Source organism: Streptomyces sp. NPDC055189, from assembly GCF_053606765.1.
The window spans coordinates 33490-55031 of the sequence record NZ_JBSGSG010000067.1 but is presented as its reverse complement, the minus strand read 5'-3'; the positions used below and the strand labels follow the sequence as shown (position 1 = coordinate 55031).

The window sequence follows — 21542 nt, the reverse complement described above, 5'->3', positions numbered from 1 at the left end:
GGTAGGTGTGGCCGGTGAGCTCGTCGCGCACCGGCACGCTCTCGTGCCAGTCGAGGCCGAGCGCCGGCATGTCCAACGACACCGTCGCCTCCCGGACGTGATGAGGATCCAGGTTGGCGACCACCAGAACGGTGTCCTGCCCCTCGCGCTTGCTGTAGACGATGACCGCATCGTGGTCGGCCTCATGGAAATGCAGGTTCCTGAGCAGGTGCAGGGCGGGGTGCTCCCGCCTGATCCGATTGAGTGCCGTGATCAGGGGCGCGATCGAGGCGCCCGCGTGTTCCGCCGACTCCCAGTCGCGCGGGCGGAGTTGGTACTTCTCCGAGTCCAGATAGTCCTCGCGGCCCGCACGGACCGGGGTGTTCTCGCACAGTTCGTAGCCGGCGTACATGCCCCAGGTCGGCGAGAGGGTTGCGGCGAGCACGGCCCGGACCTCGAAGGCGGCACGTCCGCCGTCCTGAAGGTAGCCGGGCAGGATGTCAGGGGTGTTCACGAACAGATTGGGACGCAGGTACGCGGCGGTCTCGCCGGTGAGCTCGGTCAGGTACTCGGTGAGTTCCTGCTTGGTGTTTCGCCAGGTGAAGTACGTGTAGGACTGCTGGAAGCCGATCGCGGCCAGGGTGCGCATCATCGCCGGGCGGGTGAAGGCCTCGGCCAGGAAGATGACGTCGGGGTCGGTGCGGTTGATGTCACCGAGCACGTGCTCCCAGAAGACGACGGGTTTGGTGTGCGGGTTGTCGACGCGGAAGATGCGCACGCCGTGGTCCATCCAGAACCGCAGCAGGCGTACGGTCTCGGCGACCAGGCCCGGCAGGTCGCGGTCGAAGGCCAGCGGGTAGATGTCCTGGTACTTCTTGGGCGGGTTCTCCGCGTAGGCGATGGAGCCGTCGGCGCGGTGCGCGAACCAGTCGGGGTGCTTGTCCACCCAGGGGTGGTCGGGGGAGCACTGCAGGGCGAAGTCCAGGGCGATCTCCAGGCCCAGGCCGGCGGCCCGGCGCACGAAGGCGTCGAAGTCCTCCAGGGTGCCCAGCTCCGGGTGGATCGCGTCGTGGCCGCCCTCGGGGGAGCCGATCGCCCAGGGCACTCCCACGTCGTGCGGGCCGGGGGACAGGGAGTTGTTCGGGCCCTTGCGGAAGGTGGTGCCGATGGGGTGGACGGGCGGCAGGTAGACCACGTCGAAGCCCATCGCGGCGATCGCCGGGAGCCGGTCGGATGCGGTACGGAACGTGCCCGAGCGGGGCGGCTCGCCCTCCTTGACGATGGCTCCCTCCGAGCGCGGAAAGAACTCGTACCAGGACCCGAACAGCGCCCGCTGCCGCTCCACGAGCAAGGGGAGTGCCGGGGAGCGGGAGATCCGTTCGCGCAGGGGGTGGCGCGCAAGTACCGCGTCCACCTGCGGAGTCAGCGCCGCCGCCAGGCGTTCGGCCGGGGATCGCGAGTCGTCCTGCAGTGCGTCGGCGGCGGCAAGGAGTGCCTGCCGCTCTGCTCCTTCCGGAGCTCCGCGTGCCGCACGCTCGTACAGCAGCGCGCCCTCTTCGAGCATCAGCCCGGCGTCGATGCCGGCGGGAACCTTGATCCCGGCGGCATGCCGCCAGCCCGTCACGGGGTCCGCCCAGGCCTCCACGACGTACGTCCAGTGCCCCTCGGTGTCCGGGGTGACGTCCGCGCCCCAGCGGTCGCTGCCAGGGGAGAGTTCACGCATCGGGATCCAGGGCTCGGCAGGCTCGTCGGAGCCGCCGGGGCTTCCGGGGCTTCCGGGGCTTCCGGGGCCGAGCAGGACGACGTTGGCCCCGACCGCCGACTCGCCCTCACCGAAGACGGTGGCCGTGATCCGGAAGGTCTCCCCGGCAACCGCCTTTGCCGGACGCCGGCCGCAGTCGACGATCGGGTGGACGTCCAGGACGGGTGTGGCGACGGTCGTGGGGACGGTGGTGGGGACGGAGGTCGTCTCCGGAGCTGACGTCATCGCTCTCTCTCCTCCGCCGAGTCGGCGCCCGAGGTGCGCCCGTCTTCGCGTGCAGGGCGGCTCATCCGGGAGCCGCCTGTCGTCACCGATCCTGAAGGTCCCGGGGGAGTCGTGCCCGGCGTGTGGTGCGCGGGTGCAGATAGAGCTCCGCCGCGTCGGCGGCGATCCGCGCTTTGCACTCACCCATCAGTACGCAAAGGGTGTACGCGGTGTCCTCGAAGCGCATCCGCACGGAGCTGTCCGCGGGGTCGGCGAGCAGCAGCCGCTCCCATTCCCGGTAGTCGCCCAAATGCCGTGCGACCGTGGCTTTTGTAGGCAGCAGCACCACGCTGGTCACCTTCTCGTTCTCTGACGGCGCGCGGGGTGGCACCTGGTTGATGCGGACCCGTCCCGCGCACAGACACCGGCGTGTCACACCGGCCGGCCTTCATGACTCATGGTGCACGCGCGAGCACCCAGCGTCCTGTTGAGCCGTTCGGCGGGCGGGCGCCAGGGGCTCCTGTTGCGCAAATGGAGTAGTGCTCGCACGCTGAGACTTACCCAGAAGTGATCAATGCTCACGTTCCGTGTTCGGGGCTCGGCCACACGACCGAGAGGGACCGGGAGCTTCCCCGAGAGGAGCCAGGAGCGATGAAATCCGCGATCCCCTGCTACTACCACCTCGACGTGGAGGTCAGCTCGGAGAGGATTGAGCAGGTCAGACGCATTCTGGTCGCGCATCTGAAGCACTGGGGCCTTTCGGCTCTCGTCGAACCCGTCGGCTACTGCACCGGAGTGCTGCTGACCGCGATCGAGGAGCACGGAGCGGACAAGAAGGCCGTCGTGGAGATGTGGTGGAACGGCCAGCACCTCATCACCGCCGTGTGGGACAACAACCGCGACCTGCCCGAGCGGCACTACGGGCCGCAGGGGTGCCTGACGCAGATCGCCGCGCTGAGTGACGGCTGGGGGAGCTGCCCGTCGACGGACGGAAAGATCATCTGGTTCTCGCGCCGGGTGCGTTCGGCCGAACATGCCCGGCTGTCCCCGGGGACGCCCGGGCCCAGCCTGCGCGAGGCCCTGGAGGCACCGCGGGAGGTGCCCGCCGACGTCCTCGCGGGCCCGCCCGAAGCAGACCCCCTGATCGCCGCGGCCGCCGCGAGTGCCCACGCGCCGAGTGCCCACGCCCTGCGGTAGGCCGGGGCGCGGGTCATGATGATGATGTTCCCCGCGTCGTCGTCATCGCCGTCCGCGTGAACGCCGTGCCGTGCGTCAGCGCCGTGCCGTGCCTCACCCAGAACCGCCCATCCGCAGGGAGGCAGTTGCGTGCGCACCTGGACCGGAGCCCCATTCCCCCTGGGCGCCACATCCGACGGTGAAGGTACCAACTTCGCCCTGTTCAGCGAGGTGGCCGAACACGTCGAGCTGGTGCTCGTCGATGACGACGACACGCACCGCAGCGTGGCGCTCTCCGAGGTCGACGGCTTCGTCTGGCACTGCTACCTGCCGGGCATCGGCCCCGGCCAGCGTTACGCCTACCGGGTGCACGGCCCGTGGGACCCGGCGGCGGGCCACCGCTGCAACCCCGCCAAGCTGCTCCTGGACCCCTATGCCAGAGCCGTCGAGGGGCAGATGGACAACGACCCCTCGCTCTACGAGCACGCGGCGCAGGGACCCGAACCGGCCGACAGCGCCTCGCACACCCCGCTCTCGGTGGTCACCGACCCGTTCTTCGCCTGGGAGGACGACAGACCGCCGCGGCGGCCGTACGCCGAGACCGTGGTGTACGAGGCACATGTGCGCGGCCTGACCCGCACACACCCCGGGGTACCCGCCGAACTGCGGGGCACCTACGCGGGACTCGCGACCGAGCCGGTCATCGACCACCTCACGTCGCTGGGCGTCACCGCGGTCGAGCTGATGCCCGTCCACCAGTTCATCCAGGACGGGTTCCTGCGCGACCGCGGCCTGTCCAACTACTGGGGCTACACCTCCATCGGCTTCTTCGCGCCGCACAACGCCTACGCGGCGCACGGCTCGCGGGGCGAGCAGGTCACCGAGTTCAAATCCACGGTCAAGGCGCTGCACAAGGCCGGGCTCGAAGTGATCCTGGACGTGGTCTACAACCACACCGCCGAGGGCAACGAGAACGGTCCCACGCTTGCCTTCCGCGGCATCGACAACGCTTCGTACTACCGCCTGGCGGAAGACGATCCGGCGCACTACTTCGACACCACGGGAACCGGCAACAGCCTGCTGATGCGGCACCCCAACGTCCTGCAGATGGTCATGGACTCGCTGCGGTACTGGGTCACCGACATGCACGTCGACGGATTCCGGTTCGATCTGGCGGCCACGCTCGCCCGGCAGTTCCACGACGTCGACCGCCTCTCGGCATTCTTCGACCTCGTCCAGCAGGACCCCGTGGTCGGCCGCGTCAAGCTCATCGCCGAGCCCTGGGACGTCGGCGACGGGGGATACCAGGTCGGCAACTTCCCGCCCCTGTGGTCGGAGTGGAACGGCAAGTACCGCGATTCGGTAAGGGACTTCTGGCGGGGCGCCGACCATACGCTCGCCGAGTTCGCGTCCCGCCTCACCGGCTCGTCCGACCTCTACCAGCACGATCGCCGCCGCCCGCGCGCCAGCGTCAACTTCGTCACCGCGCACGACGGGTTCACGCTGCGCGACCTGGTCTCGTACAACGACAAGCACAACGAGGCCAACGGCGAGAACAACCAGGACGGGGAGAGCGCGAACCGGTCATGGAACTGCGGTGTCGAAGGCCCCACCGCCGACGAGGCCGTTCTGGAGCTCCGCGCGCGCCAGCAGCGCAACTTCCTTGCCACGCTGATGTTTTCGCAGGGCATACCGATGCTCGCCCACGGCGACGAACTCGGCCGCACCCAGCAGGGCAACAACAACGCCTACTGCCAGGACAGCGAGCTCTCCTGGGTCGACTGGAACCTCACCGACGAACAGCGTGACCTGGTCGACTTCACCCGACGTGCCATCGAACTCCGCTCGGCGCACCCGGTGTTGCGAAGGCGCCGCTTCTTCCGGGGCGAAACGGCGACACATGAGAGCCAGCCGATGCCCGACCTGGTGTGGCTGCGGCCCGACGCGCGCGAGATGACGGACGAGGACTGGCAGCGCCCCGACGCCCACGCCGTCGGTGTCTTCCTCAACGGCGACGCCATCGCCGAGCCCGACGCCCGGGGAGGGCCCGTGGTGGACGACTCCTTCCTGCTCCTCCTGAACAGCTACCGGGAGCCGGTCGTCTTCGACCTGCCGGACGCCGCGTACGGCGAACGCTGGACGACGCGGATCGACACCTCGGACCCCCGCGGAGCCGCGGACGAGGTGGAACACAAGGCGGACAGCGAGGTCTCCGTGGGACCCCACAGCCTGCTCATGCTGTCCCGGCCCGCCAGAACGGCCGACCGGTCACCGCGCCTGCCGTGACCAGCCGCACAAGTTCACGGCGCAGGGCGTGAGTTCACCACGAAGCGTGCCCCGTCCGGATCCGCCAGAACGGCCTCCGCGGCCCCCTTCTCGCCCTCCAGGACGCTGCCACCGTGGTCTCGCGCGGCCCTGGCGCACGCGTCCACGTCGGCGACCGTGAAGTGGATCTGCCAGCGCGGCCGGATCGCGGGATCGGGCGCGGCCTCCACCGCGCCCGAGTGGATGCGGGCCACGATGTGGCCCTCGTTGCGCAGGACGACCTCCTCGTCCTCGTAGTCGACTTCGCAGCACCCCGCGGCCGCGGACGCCCAGCCCAGGACTTCCCCGTAGAAGATGGCCGCGTCGAAGGCATCGCGGGTGTGGAGCTCCACGAAGACCGGAGCCGCACGGCGCCAGTCCTCCCAGTCCGCCACCAGTTCGCCCTCCCAGACACCGAAGACCGCTCCGTCGCGATCGGCCAGCAGAGCGGCCCGCCCCGGCGGGAACGAGAGAGGCCCCACGGCGGTCGTCCCCCCGCGCTCATGGCTGCGGGCCACGGTCTCGTTCGCGTCGGACGCGGCGAAGAAGGGAGTCCACGCGACGGCCGCGTGCCCCATGGCCTCCACGGCGGACATGCCCGCCACCGGTACTCCGCCCACACTGGCGAACCTGTACTGGTCGCCCAGCTTGCCGACGCGCCAGTCCCACCCCAGCACAGCGTGGTAGAACTCCTCAGCGGCCCGCAGATCGTGCGTGGTCAGACTGACCCAGCAGGGCGCGCCGAACACCGTACGACTGACCACGACCTCGTTCCCCGCTGCCCTATGGCTGTTCATCTCTGTACCGTTCTGAGGTCGATGGGGCGACTGCGAACCTTCGGTCCCATCATGGCCGCCTTCGTCCCCCGTCGCCCCTCACGGTTGGGCTGGTCGGGGTGTCGCGGACGGGAAGACTCAGCGGCCCCGTCGTCCCGTCGGTTGAACCCACCGGGTGACCTGCCGCATCCGGGCCGTGCCCCCCGGCGCCTACCCTGGGCGCGTGACGGACGACAGCAGGCCACTGGCCGTATTCGACCTGGACGGCACTCTCGCGGACACCGCGCACCGCCAGCGTTTCCTGGAGCTGAAGCCGCGGGACTGGACCGCCTTCTTCGCCGCGGCGCCGGACGACCCGCCGCTGGAGGAGGGCGTGGCGCTGGCCCTGGAGAGCACGGGGGAGTGCGAGGTCGTCTATCTCACGGGCAGGCCCGAGCGGTGCCGCAAGGACACCGTGGCGTGGCTGGCGGCGCAGGGGCTTCCGGAGGGGCGGATCTGGATGCGCCGCAACGACGACCGGCGGCCCGCCCGCCGTACCAAACTGGAGATCCTCCAGAAGATCGCCAGGTCCCGCGAGGTCCGGATGCTCGTGGACGACGACGAGCTGGTGTGCGACGAGGCCCAGCGGGCGGGCTTCACGGTCGTACGGGCGCGCTGGGCGAGCACGTCCGCCGCGCTGAAGGACGCGCAGGAGCGCGAGGGGCGGACGTGACCGCTCGGCGTCGGGGTCGGGCGCTGCAGCCGTCTTCCCGTCAGGCGCTTTCGCCGTCCTCCAGGCGGAAGCCGACCTTCAGGCCCACCTGGTAGTGCTCGATCTCGCCGTTCTCGATGTGGCCGCGCACCTGGGTGACCTCGAACCAGTCCAGCGAGCGCAGCGTCTGCGAGGCGCGGGCGACGCCGTTGCGGATGGCCTGGTCGACGCCCTCGTGCGAGGTGCCGACGATCTCGGTGACCCGATAGGTGTGGTCGGACATCAGGGTGGTCCTCTCCGCCGTGTGGTGACCTCACAGCTGTGGGGTGACGTCACTCCACCGTGCCCCACCATGCGGCGCTGCGCGAGGCGGTGGGCACGGGATGCTCGGCGGCACCGTCCAGTTCGAGCCGCGAGACGATGCGGTAGCGGTCGCCGCGGTAGAGGGAGCGTACGTACTCGACGGGGCGCTCCCCGGTGTCCGTGGTGATGCGGTCGAAGAGCAGGGCGGGGGAGAGCACGGGCACGCCGAGCAGCGCGGCCTCGTCCTCCGTCAGGACGGTGGGCTCGATGGACTGCGCCGCGTGCGCGGGGCGGATGCCGCGGGCCTCGCGCAGGTGGGCGTAGAAACCGGACTCCACCTGGGCGGGGGTGAGCCCGGGGGCGAGGGCGGCCGGGATGTGCAGGCGTTCCAGGGCGATGGGCTCGCCGTCGACCAGACGCAGCCGCACGACGTGTACCAGCTCGGCGGCGGGGGAGATCCGGAGTTTGCGGCCGATGCGCGCCCCGGCCCGGATCGTGCCGAATTCCAGGACGCGGCTCGACCAGTCGCCCGCGGCCCGGGGAGCGGTGAGCGGGTGGCTGCCCGGCGCCAGCTCCTGAGTGACCTTGGCGCGGGCCACGAACATGCCCCGGCCGTGCTCGCGCACGAGCAGTCCCGAGGCCACCAGCGTGTCGACGGCGGCGCGCAAGGTCGGCCGGGAGACGCCGAGTTCGGTGCAGAGCGTGCGCTCGGAGGGGATCGCGTCGCCGGGATGGCGGGATTCGATCAGATCGAGCAGGACCTCACGCACGCGCTCCCGCTTGAGTACGCCGCCGGATGTGCCCCGCTGGTCCATGGACTGGCCGTCCTTCCCGCATCGTCGGCATCGCGCAACACCCGCGAGCGCAAGGGGGCTTGACGCCCCCATTGGTCTATGCCACCTTCAGTCCTCGCGAGTGGTCACCTTACCAATTGGTCAGGCCACGATGTGTCGTTGTACCGCACCTCCCCCCACGCCAGGAGCGGTGAGCGCTCCCGGCATTCCGAAAGGAATCAGGTCGATGAACCGACACCGCTCCAGCGCGACGTTCCGGATCCGTGCGGCCATCGCGGTCGCGGCGGCCGCAGGGCTCGGCTTCGCCGGCTTCGCCGCGCTGCCCGCCTCCGCCGCGCCCGAAGCCGGCGGTAGGGCGACCGGCGCCGCCCCCGCGCTCTTCGACGACTTCAGCTACACCGGCCACACCGACCCGAGGATCTCCGAGCACGGCTGGAGCATCCGCTCCAACGCGGGCGGCCCCGGCGTCCCCGGAGCCTCCTGGGTCCCCGGAAACATCACCTTCCCCTCCGCCGACGGCAATTCGGTCATGAACCTGGAGACGTCGACCGCGGGCACCGGCGGCTCGACGGAGCAGGCCGAGATACTCACCAAGTCGGTCAAGTTCAAGAACGGCACCTACGCGGCCCGCGTGAAGTACGCCGACGCGCCGAAGTCGGGCCCGGACGGCGACCACCTCGTCCAGGCGTTCTTCGCCATCAACGACCTCAAGGCCCCGATGGCGGACGACTACTCCGAGTACGACTTCGAGTACCTGCCCAACGGAGGCTGGGGCGAGACGGGCAACATCCTCTACACCACGTCCTGGGAGACCTTCAATCCCGAGCCGTGGGAGGCGGTCAACCAGCACACCGAGGTACGGCAGAGCTACGCGGGCTGGCACGACGTGGTGTTCACCATCGACGACAGCGCCATCAAGTACTACGTCGACGGACGGCTGTTCGGCGCCCATGACGCCAAGTACCTGCCGGAACGCCCCATGTCCATCAACTTCAACCAGTGGCTCATCGATCTGGCCGGACAGTCGGACACGGCTCCGCGCGCCTACGACCAGCAGGTCGACTACGTCCTGCACGTCAAGGACCAGGTGCTGACCCCCGATCAGGTGAAGTCGCAGGTCAGCGCCTACCGCAGCGCGGGCACCGCGTTCGAGGACACCGTCCCCGGCAGCTGATTTGTCCCGGGATCGGCACCGGAATCTCAGATCCCGGTGCCGTCCCCACTTGACCGACCCATTGGTACATACCAAAATCCAGCCGTACCCGTTCGAGCCAACCGAGCTCACCCCCACGTCGGGCCGACCTTCCCTGTCCGCAGGAAGAAAGTGACCCACGTGAGACCGCACCGCCGCGCCGCCATGTCCCTGTCCCTCGCTCTCGCCGTCACCGTGCTGCTCCCCGGTTGCAGCGTCCTGCCGGGCGGAGGGGACGACAGGCGGACCGTCACCGTGTGGCTCATGCGGGGCAGTGCGTCGGCGGAGTTCCTCGAGCGGTTCACCACCGACTTCGAGAAGCAGAACAGCGACATCGACCTGGAGATACGCCTCCAGGAGTGGACCGGCATCGGCGGCAAGGTCAAGGCCGCGCTCAAGGCGGAGAACGGGCCCGACATCATCGAGGTCGGCAACACCCAGGTCGCCCAGTACGTCGACGAGGGCGGTCTCTACGACCTCACCCTGGAATCCGCGCGCGACCTCGGCATGAAGGACTGGCTGCCGGGTCTGGCCGAACCGGGACGCTACAACGGCAGCCAGTACGGCATCCCCTGGTACGCCGCCAACCGCGTCGTCATCTACAACAAGGACCTCTTCGCGCAGGCCGGGATCGAAGAGCCGCCGAAGACGCGCGCCCAGTGGATCGCCGACACCCAGCGGCTCAACTCCGGCGGCAACCAGGGGATCTACCTGGCGGGCCAGGACTGGTACACCCTGGCCGGGTTCATCTGGGACGAGGGCGGCGAGCTGGCCACGGAGGCCAAGGGGACGCGGGGCGTGTGGGAGGGCAGCCTGCACTCGGCGGCGGCGCTGCGCGGCATGGAGTTCTACAAGCAGCTGCAGGCGCTGGGCGCGGGCCCGCAGGACGCGGACGAGGAGCACCCGCCGCAGGCCGGGGTGTTCGCCAAGGGAAACGTGGCGCAGATCGTCGCCGTGCCGGGGACGGCGCGGGCCATCGAGGAGAAGAACCCCGAACTGAAGGGGAAGCTCGGCTACTTCCCGATCCCGGGCAAGACGGCCGCGAAGCCGGGTGCCGTCTTCACCGGCGGATCCGATCTCGTGGTGCGCGGGAAGACCGAGGACCGCAGGAGCGCGGTCGCGGTGATCGAGGCGCTCGCGGGCAAGAAGTGGCAGAAGGACCTGGCCCGGACCATGAACTACGTGCCGAACAAGACGACTCTGGCCTCCGCCGTCTCCAGCGAGGAAGGCATCGCCGCGATGGCCGCGGGCGCCGCGCACGGCCGGGCCACGCCCGCATCGCCGAGGTGGGCGGCAGTGGAGGCGGACAACCCGATCAAGGCATACATGTCGAAGGTCCTGGCCGGAGGCGACCCGGCGACGGAGGCGAAGGCCGCCTCGCGCCGGATCACCAAGGAGCTGGACGTCAGCGGGTCGTAGCGGGTCGCGGCGGGCCGTAGCCGGTCGTGAGGGAGGTCTCCGGGCGCGGCCCGCGCCCGGAGACCGAAATCCCTAGCGCGCCACGCTGAGCGACAGCGCGAAGCGCGCCCTCTCGTCGGTCCACCAGTGGGTCAGCTTCAGGTCGGCCGCCGCCAGTTCGGAGCGCACCCCCTCCTCGCGGAACTTCGCCGAGATCTCGGTGCGCATCTCCTCGTGGCGGTCGAAGTCGACCGCCAGGTCGAGCGCCGGGATCTTCACCGTCTGGGCGGCCAGGGAGCGCAGGCGCATCTCGATCCACTCGTGCTCGCGGTCCCAGACGGCCACGTGCGAGAACGCGTCGGGGTCGAAGTCGGCGCCCAGCTCGCGGTTGATCACGTGCAGGACGTTCTTGTTGAAGGAGGCCGTGACGCCCGACCCGTCGTCGTACGCCGAGACGAGCACCGACTCCTCCTTGACCAGGTCCGTGCCGAGCAGCAGCGCGTCACCGGGGGAGAGCAGGGTGCGTACCGACGCGAGGAACGCCGTGCGCTCCGCGGGCAGCAGGTTGCCGATCGTGCCGCCCAGGAAGGCGACGAGACGCGGGCCCGGGGTGCCCGGCAGGGCGAGGCCGCGGGTGAAGTCGGCGATCAGGGCGTGCACGTTCAGGGACGGGCGCGAGGCGATCAGGGTGTTCGCGGCGCCGGTGAGCGCGCTCTCGCTGACGTCCACGGGGACGTACGTGTGCAGGTCCGCGAGCGCGTCGATCAGATGGCGGGTCTTTTCCGATGAGCCCGAGCCCAGTTCGATCAGGGTGCGGGCGCCGGTCGCCCCGGCGATCTCCGCGGCGCGGGTCTGCAGGATCTCGCGCTCGGCGCGCGTCGGGTAGTACTCCGGGAGCGTGGTGATCTCGTCGAAGAGGGCGCTGCCCCGCGCGTCGTAGAACCACTTGGGCGGCAGTGTTTTGGGCGAGCGAGTGAGGCCCGCTAGGACGTCGGCGCGCAGAGCGGCGTCGGTGGCGTCCAGGGGCAGGGTGCGGGTCAGCTGGAACGGGCTCACGCGGTGGGCTCCTTGAGCGGGGTCAGCAGAACATCGGTACGGCTGGCGGCGAGCAGCGTGCGGTCGGGCACCTGGCGCCAGTGCGGATCGTCGTCGTAGGGCTCGGAGGCCACGACGGTGCGGCGGCCCGGTTCGGCGAGGTACCAGAGGGTGTCGCCCCAGGCGGTCGCGGTGATCGTCTCGCCGTTGGTGAGCAGCAGGTTCAGGCGCGATCCGGGGGCCGCCGCGGCGACCTCGACGACGGTGTCCGCGAGAGCCTGGCCCTCGTCGTCGCCGCTGCGCAGCCGGTGCAGGACGAGCGCCCACACCAGCGCGGAGTCGCAGCGTGCCTCCATGGAGAGCAGCTCGGCGGGCGGCAGGCCCCTGGCCACCGACGCGAGCGACCGCGGCCAGCCCGTGATCGCGCCGTTGTGGCTGAACAGCCAGGTACCGGCGGAGAACGGCGCCGCCGCCGCTTCCCCGTCCGCGCCCGCCTCGGTCGCGTCGCGCACCGCCGCGAGCAGGGCACCGGAGCGCACGACCCGGGCGAGGTCCGCGAAGGACTGGTCGCCCCAGATCGGCCCGGAGCGGCGGTAGCGCGCGGGCACCGGATCGTCGTCGGCGTACCAGCCGACCCCGAACCCGTCGGCGTTGACCGTGCCGTAGCGCTGTTGTCGCGGCGCCCAGGACTGCCGGAACAGGCTGTGCGCGGGGTCCACCAAGAGCTTGCCGAGCGGCTCGTCGGGGCCCAGGAAAGCCAGCTGCCGGCACATCAGACGGTCTCCGTCGGGGCCGCGTCGCGCGCGGTGCGGAACCCGGAGAAGATCTGCCGCCGCACCGGGTGGTCCCAGTTGCGGAACGTGCCCCGGCACGCCACCTCGTCCACGGAGAACGCCCCGCCCCGCAGCACCTTGTAGTCGCCGCCGAAGAAGACCTCGGAGTACTCGGGGTAGGGGAAGACGGAGAACCCCGGATAGGGCAGGAAGTCGCTCGACGTCCACTCCCACACGTCGCCGATCAACTGGCGTACGCCGAGCGGGGATTCACCGGCCGGGTAGCTGCCTGCCGGTGCCGGGCGCAGGTGGCGCTGGCCCAGGTTGGCGCGCTCGGGTGTGGGGTCCGCGTCGCCCCACGGGTAGCGCATCGAGCGGTCGCTCGCAGGGTCGTGCCGGGCGGCCTTCTCCCACTCCTCCTCGCTGGGCAGACGACGGCCCGCCCACCGGGCGTACGCGTCCGCCTCGTACCAGCTGACGTGCAGGACCGGCTCGTCCGCCGGAACGGGCTCGACGGTCCCGAAGTGGCGGCGCAGCCACTGGCCGGCCTCGCGGCGCCAGGAGAGCGGCGCCGAGAGTTCGTTGCCGCGGACCATGTCCCAGCCTGCCGGGGCCCACCATCGCTGGTCGGTGTAGCCGCCGTCGGCGATGAAGCGCTGGTATTCGGCGTTGGTCACCGGCGTCGTGTCGATGAAGAACGGCGGGACCAGACGGTGGTGCGCCGGACGTTCGTTGTCCAGGGCCCACGGCTCCGTGGACGTGCCCATCGTGAACGGGCCGCCCGGCACGAGGACTTCGGCAGGTCCGCTGAACCGCGGCGCGGGCGCCGGGTCGGGTGCCGTGAGTGCCGTGGGGCCCGAGCGCAGCTGATGCGTGATCAGCATCGTCTCGTCGTGCTGCTGTTCGTGCTGGGCGATCATGCCGAACGCGAAGCCCGCGTCGGTCAGCGGCGAACCGCGGAACGGCGTGCTCTCCAGGACGTCGAGGGCGCGCCCGCGCACCTCGGCCGCGTAGCCGCGGGCCTCGGCGGGCGCGAGCAGCGGCAGGCTCGGCCGCTCGGAGCGCGGGTGCTCGAAGGCGTCGTACAGGCCGTCGATCTCGGGTCGCATGGCGTCACGGCCGGCCACCGCACGCAGCAGCCACAGCTCTTCCTGGTTGCCGATGTGCGCCAGGTCCCAGACCAGCGGCGACATCAACGGCGAGTGCTGTGCGGTCAGTTCGTTCTCCTCGACGCACGTGGTGAGGAGCGAGGTGCGCTCCCGGGCGGCGAGCAGCGCCGCCAGGGCGCGCTGCCGAAGCGCATCGGGGTCGCTGACGATTCCGGTCATCGGAGGATGCCCTTCTCGTGCTCGTGGTCGTAGTGGTGGCCGTCCCGGTGCCCGTCGAGCAGGTCGTCGGCCGGGCAGCGGCCCCGCGAGACATACCGCTCGGCGTACGCGGCGACGGCCTTTCGCACCTCGGGGCTCGCCCCCATCCGGGGCAGCGCGTCGGCCGCCGCGGCGAAACACGCGGCCGCGGCCTCGCGCAACTCCGGGTCGGCGAGCCCGTGCCGCGCCGCGTCGAGCCACAGCGGGCTGCGCGGCGCCGCGGGCGCGCCCGGCGGGAACGCGCGCTCGGCCAGCGGCTTCAGGGTGCGGTAGGCGGTCTCGGCCGCCTGCGGGTCGTCGAACAGCGCACTGGTGACGGCGAGCGGCACGACCCAGCCGTGCGCGCCCGGCTGGGCGTCGACCATCCGCAGCTCCAGATGGCCGCGCGGGCGTACGGGCGGGAAGAGGGTGGTCAGGTGATGTTCGAGGTCTTCGCGGGTCGGCGGGCGCGGCGCGCCCGAGCGGGCCCAGCCCCGGAAGGTCAGCCCTTCCGGGACGGCCCAGGGCGCCGCGTCTTCGTCCTCCCCGCCCTGGCCGCCCTCCCCGTCCTGCCCGGCTCTGATGAACATCACCGGAGCGTCCAGGGCGTGCCGCGTCCAGGCCGCGCGGGGCTCCGTGTCGAGGGACGGCGCGCCCGACGTGCCCGGATCGATCGACGCCCACACGGCCTGCCGCGTGGAGCGCCAGCCGGTGGCACGCCCGTCCTGGACCGGCGAGTTGGCGAACGCGGCGACCAGGACGGGGCCGAGCAGGTGCGCGAGCCGCCAGCGCCGGCCGTAGCCGAGCGGGCCCGGCTCCTCGTGTCCGGCGTCCAGGCAGATCTGCACGGAGGCGGTGGAGCACATCATGCGGCGGCCCGCGGGGCCCGCGCGGTCGAGATAGCTCTCCATCGCGTCGTAGCGCGGCCGGTGCAGGATGCGGGACGGCGGACGCCAGGGATCGGCACCGAGGCCGGTGAGCGTCAGGTTCAGGGTGGCGAGGCGATCGCGTACGAGAGCGAGATCGGCCGATACGTCGGACACGCACTCCATGAGCGAGGCGGCGGGGAGCGAGCTGAGCTCCAGCTGGCCGCCCGGTTCGACGGTGATCAGGGAGTGCAGGGGCAGGGCCCGCAGTGCGGCATATGCCGCTTCGAGGCGGGCGGGGGGCACGGGCAGATGGAGCCGGTTCGGCTCGTGGATCAGCCATTCCAGTTCGACACCGGTGACGCGCGGCGGTCCTGTCTTGAAGCAGATGCCGGTGACCAGCGCTTCCGCTTCGGATTCGGATACCGCGGTGCCGTACTGCGCGTGGTACGTCGTACAGTCACCCTCGGGCATTGCAGGGGTCCTCCTGTTCAAGTTCTGCCTGGTCCAGCGGTTGTGGACCACCCGGTCAACTCGATATGGGGTTGGACCGAGTTGGCAGCGCTCGTCCTACCCAAGACCCTGTGAGCCATTCGCACAAGAGTGCCCCGGGGCGTGGCAAGTGCCGGGGAATTGTGTTGCGGCGGACGTCGCGCGGAGCTCACGATGCGTTCATGTACGAGACGGGGGACAGAGCAGTGTCCGGGGCGGGGGAGCGAGTATGAGTGCGCGACTGCGTGGCATCGCGCAGCAGACCGAGGAGATCGTTGCGGCAGGGTGGTATGCCGCTCCGGGTGGCCGCGAGGTGGTGATCGCGGATGCGGTGGACGCCGCGCGCTCCGGCACGCGGATGTTCGGTCCGGCGGCCCTGAACGTGACTCCCGTGCGGTCGCCCGAGCTGACCCCCACGGTAGTCGAGGTCACCGCCGAGAGCAGCCTGGAGGCCGCCCACCGGCTGACGGGCGCGCGCAGGGGCCCGGTGGCCGTCCTGAACTTCTCCTCCGCGCGCAATCCCGGCGGCGGCTATCTGAACGGCGCGCAAGCGCAGGAGGAGGCGCTGTGCCGCGCCTCGGCGCTGTACACGTGCGTGCGCTCGGCCCGGGAGTTCTACGACCACCACCGCGCCCACCGCGACGCCTTCTACAGCGACCGGGTGATCCACTCCCCGGCCGTGCCGGTCTTCCGCGACGACAAGGGACGCCTCCTCGACGAGGCGTACGAGGCCGGCTTCCTGACCTCGGCGGCGCCCAACGCCGGAGTCGTGCTGCGGCAGAGCCCCGAGCGCGCCGCCGAGCTGCCCCGGGCCCTCGCCGGGCGCGCGGAGCGGGTCCTGGAGACCGCCGTGGCCTGCGGTTACCGGCGGCTCGTGCTCGGCGCGTGGGGCTGCGGGGTCTTCCAGAACGACCCCGTGCAGGTGGCGGAGGCCTTCCGGGCGTCGCTCGACGAAGGCGGCCGGTTCCACGGGTACTTCGAGCACATCGTCTTCGGGGTGCTCGACCGCACGCGCGGCGCGGTGACACGGACCGCCTTCGAGGAGACGTTCGGGGGCATCGCCCCATAAGGGGCGCGGGGCACTGCGCGATCAGCCCCCACCGGCCCGCGGGTCCATCACCGCATCTCCGGTCAGGCGCTCACCGCCAGCCATAGCGCTCCTGGAGCCGCCGCACGACCAGGTTGAACCGCATCCGGTCAAGCGCGCACGCCTCGCGCCGCATGCCCGCGTCGTGCACCCGCAGGACCCGGTCGATGTCGACCCAGGAGTCACGCCCCTCGCGGTCCCAGGGCCCGCTGCCGATCGGCACCCACTCCCGGTCGTTGGCGTGCTGCTTGCTGGAGAGCTGCACGGCAAGGAGCGTGCCGCGCGCCTCGCGGGCGACGACGAGGACGGGGCGGTCCTTGCCGCGCCCGTCGTTCTCCTCGTAGGGAACCCACGTCCAGACGATCTCGCCGGGGTCGGGATCGCCGTCGTGGGCGGGTGAGTACGTCGTCTGGACCTGGCCGACCTCGCGCGGCTCGGCCTCGGTGGTCGCGGTGCGGCCCGTGCGTCCCGGGTGCGCGGACATCTGCGGGTCATCGGTGTTGGCAGTCACGCGGGCCACCGTAGAACCTGTCAGGACCAACCCGCAGGGCGGGGGCGCCCGATGGCCCCTACGCCGCCGCCGGCCACTGTTCGTACCAGCGCTGGTCCGCCTCCAACTGCGCGGCGAGCGACACCAGGAGCGGTTCGCTGCCCGCCGGGCCGAGCAACTGCGCGCCGACCGGCAGGCCGTCGCCGACCCGGCCCGCGGGCACGTTGACGCCGGGCCAGCCCAGGACGTTCCACGTCCACGCGTAGGGGCAGGCGGCGATCATCGCCTGGTCGGTACGCCAGCCGCTGAGGGCGGCCATGGTGCCGATGCGGGGCGGGGGAGTGGCGGTGGTGGGCGTGAGGACCACGTCGTACGTCGAGAAGGTCGCGCCGACCCGGCGGTGCAGGGCGGCTTCGGCGCGGCGGGCCAGGCGCAGCGGGGCGCCGCCGAGCAGGCGTCCCAGGCGGGCCGCCTCCTTGGTCCGCGGATCGAGCAGACGCGGGTCGGGCACCTCGCGGGCCCACTCGGTGATGCCCGCCGTGGCGCGCGGCACGAAGTCGAGGCCGATCTGGCCGTAGCGCGGGTCGGCCTCCTCGACGTCATGGCCCAGGGCGGCGAGGCGGTCCGCCAGGACGTAGACCTTGCGGCGCACCAGAGGATGCAGGCGCTTGGGCGTCGCGGTGAACGGCATGCGCAGGGAGAGGGCTATCCGCAGCCGCCCGGGCTCGCGGGTCGCCGCCTCCGCCGCGCGGATGGCGGGCGGCTTGTGCAGGTCGCCCTCGTGGTTGCCGCTCGCCGCGTCCAGGAGCAGGGCCGCGTCGGCGACGGTCCTCGCGAGCGGGCCGTTGACGGTGATGCCGTTGAACGACTCGGGCCAGGGCCACGTCGAGATACGGCCGCGCTGCGGCTTGATCCCCACGAGATGGGTCCAGGCGGCGGGGATGCGCACCGAGCCCGCGCCGTCGGAGCCGAGCGCCGCGGGGACGAGTCCCGCGGCGACCGCCGCCGCGGAGCCGCCGGACGAGCCGCCGGGGGTGTGACCGGTGTGCCAGGGATTGCGGGTGTCGCCGAAGCCGGGCCCTTCCGTGAAGGGCCACTGACCCAGCTCACAGGTGTTGGTCTTGCCGACGATCACGGCGCCGGCCGCCCGCAGCCGGCGTACGGACTCGGCGTCCTCCTTCTTCGGCGGGAAGTCGCCCCGGCAGCCGAACGCGGTCGGCTCGCCGGCCATGTCGGTGTCGTCCTTCACCGCGATCGGCACGCCGAGCAGCGGCCGTCCCGTCCCGCCGGACGAGGCCAACTCCCGGTCGGCGGCGTCCGCTTCGGCGAGCGCGGCCTCGGCGCGCACCAGCTTGAAGGCGTTGAGCACGGGCTGCGAGGCCTCGATCCGCGCCAGCGTGCGCTCCGTGAGAGCGCGCGAGGACACTTCTCCGGCGGCCAGCGCACGTGCGGTGCGCGCGAGGCCGTCGGCACGGTCGGCAGTCATGTGGGGGCACCTTTGATCGACGGTCGAGTGCACGCACGTTAACCGGCCGGGCAGGAACGCGGTACGGGGGCAGGGCAGTTCACGCCGCACACGACCGCCGGGAGCGCTCCCACGCAGGTCAGGGACGCCCCGAAGCCCGCATGGGAGCGCCCCCGCGCCGTCTGGAAAGATGACCCCCGTCATGGTGCAGATAACGAACAAGAGCGCGCGGCAGCAGCCCGCGCAGTACTCCGTGCCGACGAGCGCCGACGTGGCGCGTCTTGCCGGAGTCTCGCGCGCGACCGTCTCGTACGTACTGAACAACACGAGCGCCGTCCGCATCAGCGAGCCGACGCGGCGCCGCGTCCACGAGGCCGCCAAGGAACTGGGGTACGTCCCGCACGCCGCGGCCCGCAGCCTGCGCGCCGGGCACACCCGCGTCGTCCTGATGCCCACGCCGCAGATTCCCGCGGGCCCGCTCTTCAGCGAGTTCTTCAACGAGCTGCAGTGGGCGCTCAGCCGCTTCGACTACACCGTCGTGCAGTACGGCAGCCTCGGCCTGACCGGCGAGGACGCGGCCCGCGCGTGGGCCGAGCTGCGTCCGGTGGCGGTCCTGGCCCCCGGCGCCTCGGGGCTCGGCGCGCGCGGCGTGAGCGTCCTGAAGCGTTCGGGCGCCAAGGCCGTCTTCACGCTGGGTCCGCAGCGGGCCGAGGGCGCCCACGCCCTGCTCATGGACCAGCGGCTGATCGGCAACTGCGCGGCGGAGCATCTCCTGGCACGCGGCAGCCGGCACATCGGTGTCGTGGTCCCCGAGGAACAGGGCCTTGAGCCCTTCTCGCGACCGCGCGCCGACGGCGTCCGCCGCACCGTCGCCCGGCAAGCCCCGGACGCCACGGTGACCGACCTGCCGCTGGCCTACGACGAGGAGTCGGCGGCCCGCCTCGCTTCACGCTGGCGCGCACTGGGCGTCGACGGGGTGTTCACGTACAACGACGAGTTCGCGATGCTGCTGATGCGGGCGCTGCAGGACGAAGGCATCGCCGTCCCCGGGGAGACGGCGATGATCGGCGCCGACGACTTGATGCTCGGCAGGCTCCTGCGGCCGCGGCTCAGCACGGTCCGCATCGAGCTGCCGTCGGGTCAGAAGCTCGCGGAGCTCGTCGACCGGGTCGTGCGCGACCCGGGCACGGAGCCCGAGGTGCACGACGTGCTCGGTGCGACGGCCGTGCACCGCGAGTCCAGCTGACCCTTGTGTACGGGGGTCTGTACGGGTCTCTGTACGAGTGCCTGCGCGGGGCTCTTCCTCACTGCCCCGGCTGCTGCGACTCGGCCTTGGCCTGCTCCTCGGCGACGGACTTGCGGACCTCGTCCATGTCCAGCTGCCTGGCCTGCCCGATGACGTCCTCAAGGGCTGCCTCGGGCAGCGCGCCGGGCTGTGCGAACACGGCCACCTGGTCGCGGACGATCATCAGCGTCGGGATCGACTGGATGCCGAAGGCCTGGGCGAGCTCGGGCTGCGCCTCCGTGTCCACCTTGCCGAAGACCATGTCGGGGTTGGCCTCTGCGGCCTTGTCGTAGACGGGCGCGAACGACTTGCACGGGCCGCACCACTCCGCCCAGAAGTCGATCAGAACGAACTCGTTGTCCGTGACCGTCTGGTCGAAGTTTTCCTTCGTGAGCTCCATGGTCGTGCTGCTCATGGTGTTTCCTCTTCCTGCTGTCGGTCGACGCTGTGCACAACGGCCCGGGCGGCAGACGTATTCCACGCTTTCACCCGTGCTCGTTCCGCGCGCGTACCCGTGTGGCCACGTCGCACACCTACGACCACACTGGCTTTCATGACGGATTCGAAAACGTACGACGTGGTGGTCCTGGGGGCGGGTCCCGTGGGGGAGAACGTCGCGGACAGGGCCCGGGCGGGCGGCCTGAGTGTGGCGATCGTGGAGAGCGAACTGGTGGGGGGCGAATGTTCGTACTGGGCATGCATGCCCAGCAAGGCGCTGCTGCGCCCGGTCATCGCGCGTGCGGACGCCCGAAAGGTACCCGGACTGCGCCAGTCGGTGCAGGGCGATCTTGACGCGGCGGCGGTTCTCGCACATCGGGACTACTACACCTCGCACTGGAAGGACGACGGCCAGATCGGCTGGCTGGACTCCATCGGCGTGGACCTCTACCGCGGCCACGGCCGCATCGCGGGAACGCGCCAGGTGACGGTCACGGGCTCGGACGGCACCGAGCAGAGCCTCAGCGCCCGCCACGCGGTGGCGGTGTGCACCGGCACCCGCGCCGCCCTGCCCGACCTGCCGGGCCTGGCCGACGTGAAGCCCTGGACGAGCCGCGAGGCCACCAGCGCGGATCATGTGCCCGGCAGGCTCGCAGTGGTCGGCGGCGGTGTCGTCGCCGTGGAGATGGCCACGGCCTGGCAGGCGCTCGGCTCGCAGGTCACGCTGCTCGTGCGCGGCGACGCCCTGCTGCCGCGGATGGAGCCGTTCGCCGGTGAGCTGGTCGCCAAGGCGCTGACGGAGGCGGGCGCGGACGTCCGCACCGGCGTCTCGGTCACGGGCGTGCGCAGGGAGAACGGCACGGTCACGGCGACCCTGACCGGCGGCGACACCCTGGAAGCCGACGAGATCCTCTTCGCCACGGGCCGTGCCCCGCGCACCGATGACCTGGGCCTGGAGACCATCGGCCTCGACCCCGGCTCCTGGCTGCCGGTCGACGACAGCCTCCGGGTGGAGGGCAGCAGCTGGCTCTACGCGGTGGGCGACGCCAACCACCGCGCGCTCCTCACCCACCAGGGCAAGTACCAGGCCCGCATCGCCGGCGCCGCGATCACCGCCCGCGCGCAGGGCATCCCGCTCCTGGAGACCGACCCCTGGGGCGCGCACTCCGCCACCGCCGACCACGACGCCGTACCCCAGGTGGTCTTCACCGACCCCGAGGCGGCATCGGCGGGCCTCACCCTCGCGGAGGCTCAATCCGCGGGCCGTCGCGTGCGTGCCGTGGACTACGACATGGCGAACGTGGCGGGCACGGGCCTCTACGCGGACGGCTACGAAGGCCGCGCCCGCATGATCGTCGACCTGGACCGCGAGGTCCTGCTCGGCGTGACCTTCGTGGGCCCGGGCGTCGGCGAGCTCATCCACTCGGCGACGGTGGCGATCGCGGGGGAGGTGCCGATCGACCGCTTGTGGCACGCGGTCCCGGCCTATCCGACGATCAGTGAGGTGTGGCTGCGGTTGCTGGAGACGTATCGGGGTTAGCCGGCCCGGCATTCGTGCCGCCCGCTTGAACGGGGTCCGTCACCACTGTGGTGACGGGCCCCGTTGTCTTGTCGTGTCCCTTGCCGAGTGACAGGCGGCCGAAGCGGCCCTCACGGTGGATTGGCGCGACCGCCTCTCGCGCTGAG

General features: G+C 71.4%; 19 protein-coding genes and 1 pseudogene. 8 read left to right on the top strand and 12 right to left on the bottom strand.

The window, feature by feature from the left end; genetic code table 11:
• Together ACWFR3_RS34125 and ACWFR3_RS34120 are read right to left on the bottom strand one after the other, a co-directional pair.
• Positions 1 to 1966, bottom strand: a 1966-nt coding sequence (locus ACWFR3_RS34125) for a maltotransferase domain-containing protein (protein WP_453738555.1), incomplete at its 3' end; no start/stop codon positions are given.
• A gap of 82 nt (positions 1967 to 2048) precedes the next feature.
• On the bottom strand, positions 2049 to 2291 hold the full coding sequence (locus ACWFR3_RS34120) for a DUF5133 domain-containing protein (protein ID WP_453738559.1): 243 nt from the start codon (positions 2289 to 2291) through the stop codon (positions 2049 to 2051).
• Positions 2292 to 2596: 305 nt separating this feature from the next.
• Here ACWFR3_RS34120 and ACWFR3_RS34115 point away from each other — a divergent pair, with 305 nt between their 5' ends.
• Together ACWFR3_RS34115 and glgX are read left to right on the top strand one after the other, a co-directional pair.
• Positions 2597 to 3142 carry a pep a2 gene (locus tag ACWFR3_RS34115; protein WP_453738554.1) on the top strand — a complete coding sequence of 182 codons (546 nt, stop codon included), beginning with the start codon at positions 2597 to 2599 and terminating at the stop codon, positions 3140 to 3142.
• 129 nt (positions 3143 to 3271) lie between these two features.
• Complete coding sequence (glgX, locus tag ACWFR3_RS34110; RefSeq protein ID WP_453738553.1) at positions 3272 to 5407, top strand: glycogen debranching protein GlgX; 2136 nt, start codon at positions 3272 to 3274, stop codon at positions 5405 to 5407.
• 14 nt (positions 5408 to 5421) lie between these two features.
• Here glgX and ACWFR3_RS34105 read toward each other — a convergent pair whose 3' ends face one another.
• Complete coding sequence (locus ACWFR3_RS34105) at positions 5422 to 6222, bottom strand: VOC family protein (RefSeq protein ID WP_453738552.1); 801 nt, start codon at positions 6220 to 6222, stop codon at positions 5422 to 5424.
• A 202-nt stretch (positions 6223 to 6424) separates the two neighbouring features.
• Between ACWFR3_RS34105 and ACWFR3_RS34100 the strand changes: the two genes are divergently transcribed.
• Positions 6425 to 6913: a phosphatase domain-containing protein gene (locus ACWFR3_RS34100; protein ID WP_453738551.1), complete on the top strand. Its 489-nt coding sequence runs from the start codon at positions 6425 to 6427 to the stop codon at positions 6911 to 6913.
• 40 nt (positions 6914 to 6953) lie between these two features.
• On the opposite strand, the gene ACWFR3_RS34095 is transcribed toward ACWFR3_RS34100, so the two are convergent.
• Positions 6954 to 7175: a dodecin gene (locus ACWFR3_RS34095; protein ID WP_453738550.1), complete on the bottom strand. Its 222-nt coding sequence runs from the start codon at positions 7173 to 7175 to the stop codon at positions 6954 to 6956.
• Positions 7176 to 7224: 49 nt separating this feature from the next.
• Entirely contained in the window at positions 7225 to 8010 is a 786-nt protein-coding gene (locus ACWFR3_RS34090; protein WP_453738549.1) for a GntR family transcriptional regulator, read from the bottom strand.
• Between the two features lie 349 nt (positions 8011 to 8359).
• On the opposite strand from ACWFR3_RS34090, the pseudogene ACWFR3_RS34085 reads away from it, so the two are divergent.
• Together ACWFR3_RS34085 and ACWFR3_RS34080 are read left to right on the top strand one after the other, a co-directional pair.
• Positions 8360 to 9163, top strand: a pseudogene (locus tag ACWFR3_RS34085) (glycoside hydrolase family 16 protein); the annotation flags it as partial.
• A 183-nt stretch (positions 9164 to 9346) separates the two neighbouring features.
• On the top strand, positions 9347 to 10600 hold the full coding sequence (locus ACWFR3_RS34080; RefSeq protein ID WP_453738558.1) for an extracellular solute-binding protein: 1254 nt from the start codon (positions 9347 to 9349) through the stop codon (positions 10598 to 10600).
• 72 nt (positions 10601 to 10672) lie between these two features.
• Here the strand turns inward: ACWFR3_RS34080 and egtD are convergent, their stop codons facing one another.
• The 4 genes from egtD to egtA are packed head-to-tail and all read right to left on the bottom strand — an operon-like array spanning position 10673 to position 15073.
• Positions 10673 to 11635 (bottom strand): L-histidine N(alpha)-methyltransferase, encoded by a 963-nt coding sequence (egtD, locus tag ACWFR3_RS34075; protein WP_453738548.1) that lies wholly within the window; start codon positions 11633 to 11635, stop codon positions 10673 to 10675.
• Positions 11632 to 12387: an ergothioneine biosynthesis protein EgtC gene (egtC, locus tag ACWFR3_RS34070; RefSeq protein ID WP_453738547.1), complete on the bottom strand. Its 756-nt coding sequence runs from the start codon at positions 12385 to 12387 to the stop codon at positions 11632 to 11634. Before egtC ends, egtD begins: the two co-directional genes overlap by 4 nt.
• Complete coding sequence (egtB, locus tag ACWFR3_RS34065; RefSeq protein ID WP_453738546.1) at positions 12387 to 13715, bottom strand: ergothioneine biosynthesis protein EgtB; 1329 nt, start codon at positions 13713 to 13715, stop codon at positions 12387 to 12389. The genes egtC and egtB overlap by 1 nt, the downstream gene beginning before the upstream one ends.
• The gene (gene egtA, locus ACWFR3_RS34060; protein WP_453738545.1) at positions 13712 to 15073 is read right to left on the bottom strand and encodes an ergothioneine biosynthesis glutamate--cysteine ligase EgtA; all 1362 of its coding nucleotides are present in this window, start codon (positions 15071 to 15073) and stop codon (positions 13712 to 13714) included. The genes egtB and egtA overlap by 4 nt, the downstream gene beginning before the upstream one ends.
• A gap of 247 nt (positions 15074 to 15320) precedes the next feature.
• On the opposite strand from egtA, the gene ACWFR3_RS34055 reads away from it, so the two are divergent.
• On the top strand, positions 15321 to 16160 hold the full coding sequence (locus tag ACWFR3_RS34055) for a TIGR02452 family protein (protein WP_453738544.1): 840 nt from the start codon (positions 15321 to 15323) through the stop codon (positions 16158 to 16160).
• 70 nt (positions 16161 to 16230) lie between these two features.
• On the opposite strand, the gene ACWFR3_RS34050 is transcribed toward ACWFR3_RS34055, so the two are convergent.
• Complete coding sequence (locus ACWFR3_RS34050) at positions 16231 to 16689, bottom strand: type II toxin-antitoxin system PemK/MazF family toxin (RefSeq protein ID WP_453738543.1); 459 nt, start codon at positions 16687 to 16689, stop codon at positions 16231 to 16233.
• Positions 16690 to 16747: 58 nt separating this feature from the next.
• On the bottom strand, positions 16748 to 18154 hold the full coding sequence (locus tag ACWFR3_RS34045; protein ID WP_453738542.1) for an amidase: 1407 nt from the start codon (positions 18152 to 18154) through the stop codon (positions 16748 to 16750).
• 181 nt (positions 18155 to 18335) lie between these two features.
• On the opposite strand from ACWFR3_RS34045, the gene ACWFR3_RS34040 reads away from it, so the two are divergent.
• Positions 18336 to 19379, top strand: a complete 1044-nt coding sequence (locus tag ACWFR3_RS34040) for a LacI family DNA-binding transcriptional regulator (RefSeq protein WP_453738541.1) — start codon at positions 18336 to 18338, stop codon at positions 19377 to 19379.
• A 58-nt stretch (positions 19380 to 19437) separates the two neighbouring features.
• Here ACWFR3_RS34040 and trxA read toward each other — a convergent pair whose 3' ends face one another.
• Positions 19438 to 19833: a thioredoxin gene (gene trxA, locus ACWFR3_RS34035; RefSeq protein ID WP_453738540.1), complete on the bottom strand. Its 396-nt coding sequence runs from the start codon at positions 19831 to 19833 to the stop codon at positions 19438 to 19440.
• 138 nt (positions 19834 to 19971) lie between these two features.
• Here trxA and ACWFR3_RS34030 point away from each other — a divergent pair, with 138 nt between their 5' ends.
• Complete coding sequence (locus tag ACWFR3_RS34030) at positions 19972 to 21396, top strand: dihydrolipoyl dehydrogenase family protein (protein ID WP_453738539.1); 1425 nt, start codon at positions 19972 to 19974, stop codon at positions 21394 to 21396.
• Positions 21397 to 21542 lie beyond the last annotated feature (146 nt).

Bases quoted from the DNA above. Each gene is read 5' to 3' on its own strand.
- ACWFR3_RS34115 (WP_453738554.1), top strand. From the start codon at position 2,597: ATGAAATCCGCGATCCCCTGCTACTACCACCTCGACGTGGAGGTCAGC.
- ACWFR3_RS34105 (WP_453738552.1), bottom strand. From the start codon at position 6,222: ATGAACAGCCATAGGGCAGCGGGGAACGAGGTCGTGGTCAGTCGTACG.
- ACWFR3_RS34095 (WP_453738550.1), bottom strand. From the start codon at position 7,175: ATGTCCGACCACACCTATCGGGTCACCGAGATCGTCGGCACCTCGCAC.
- ACWFR3_RS34090 (WP_453738549.1), bottom strand. From the start codon at position 8,010: ATGGACCAGCGGGGCACATCCGGCGGCGTACTCAAGCGGGAGCGCGTG.
- ACWFR3_RS34080 (WP_453738558.1), top strand. From the start codon at position 9,347: ATGTCCCTGTCCCTCGCTCTCGCCGTCACCGTGCTGCTCCCCGGTTGC.
- egtC (WP_453738547.1), bottom strand. From the start codon at position 12,387: ATGTGCCGGCAGCTGGCTTTCCTGGGCCCCGACGAGCCGCTCGGCAAG.
- egtB (WP_453738546.1), bottom strand. From the start codon at position 13,715: ATGACCGGAATCGTCAGCGACCCCGATGCGCTTCGGCAGCGCGCCCTG.
- egtA (WP_453738545.1), bottom strand. From the start codon at position 15,073: ATGCCCGAGGGTGACTGTACGACGTACCACGCGCAGTACGGCACCGCG.
- ACWFR3_RS34055 (WP_453738544.1), top strand. From the start codon at position 15,321: ATGAGTGCGCGACTGCGTGGCATCGCGCAGCAGACCGAGGAGATCGTT.
- ACWFR3_RS34045 (WP_453738542.1), bottom strand. From the start codon at position 18,154: ATGACTGCCGACCGTGCCGACGGCCTCGCGCGCACCGCACGTGCGCTG.
- ACWFR3_RS34040 (WP_453738541.1), top strand. From the start codon at position 18,336: ATGGTGCAGATAACGAACAAGAGCGCGCGGCAGCAGCCCGCGCAGTAC.
- trxA (WP_453738540.1), bottom strand. From the start codon at position 19,833: ATGAGCAGCACGACCATGGAGCTCACGAAGGAAAACTTCGACCAGACG.
- ACWFR3_RS34030 (WP_453738539.1), top strand. From the start codon at position 19,972: ATGACGGATTCGAAAACGTACGACGTGGTGGTCCTGGGGGCGGGTCCC.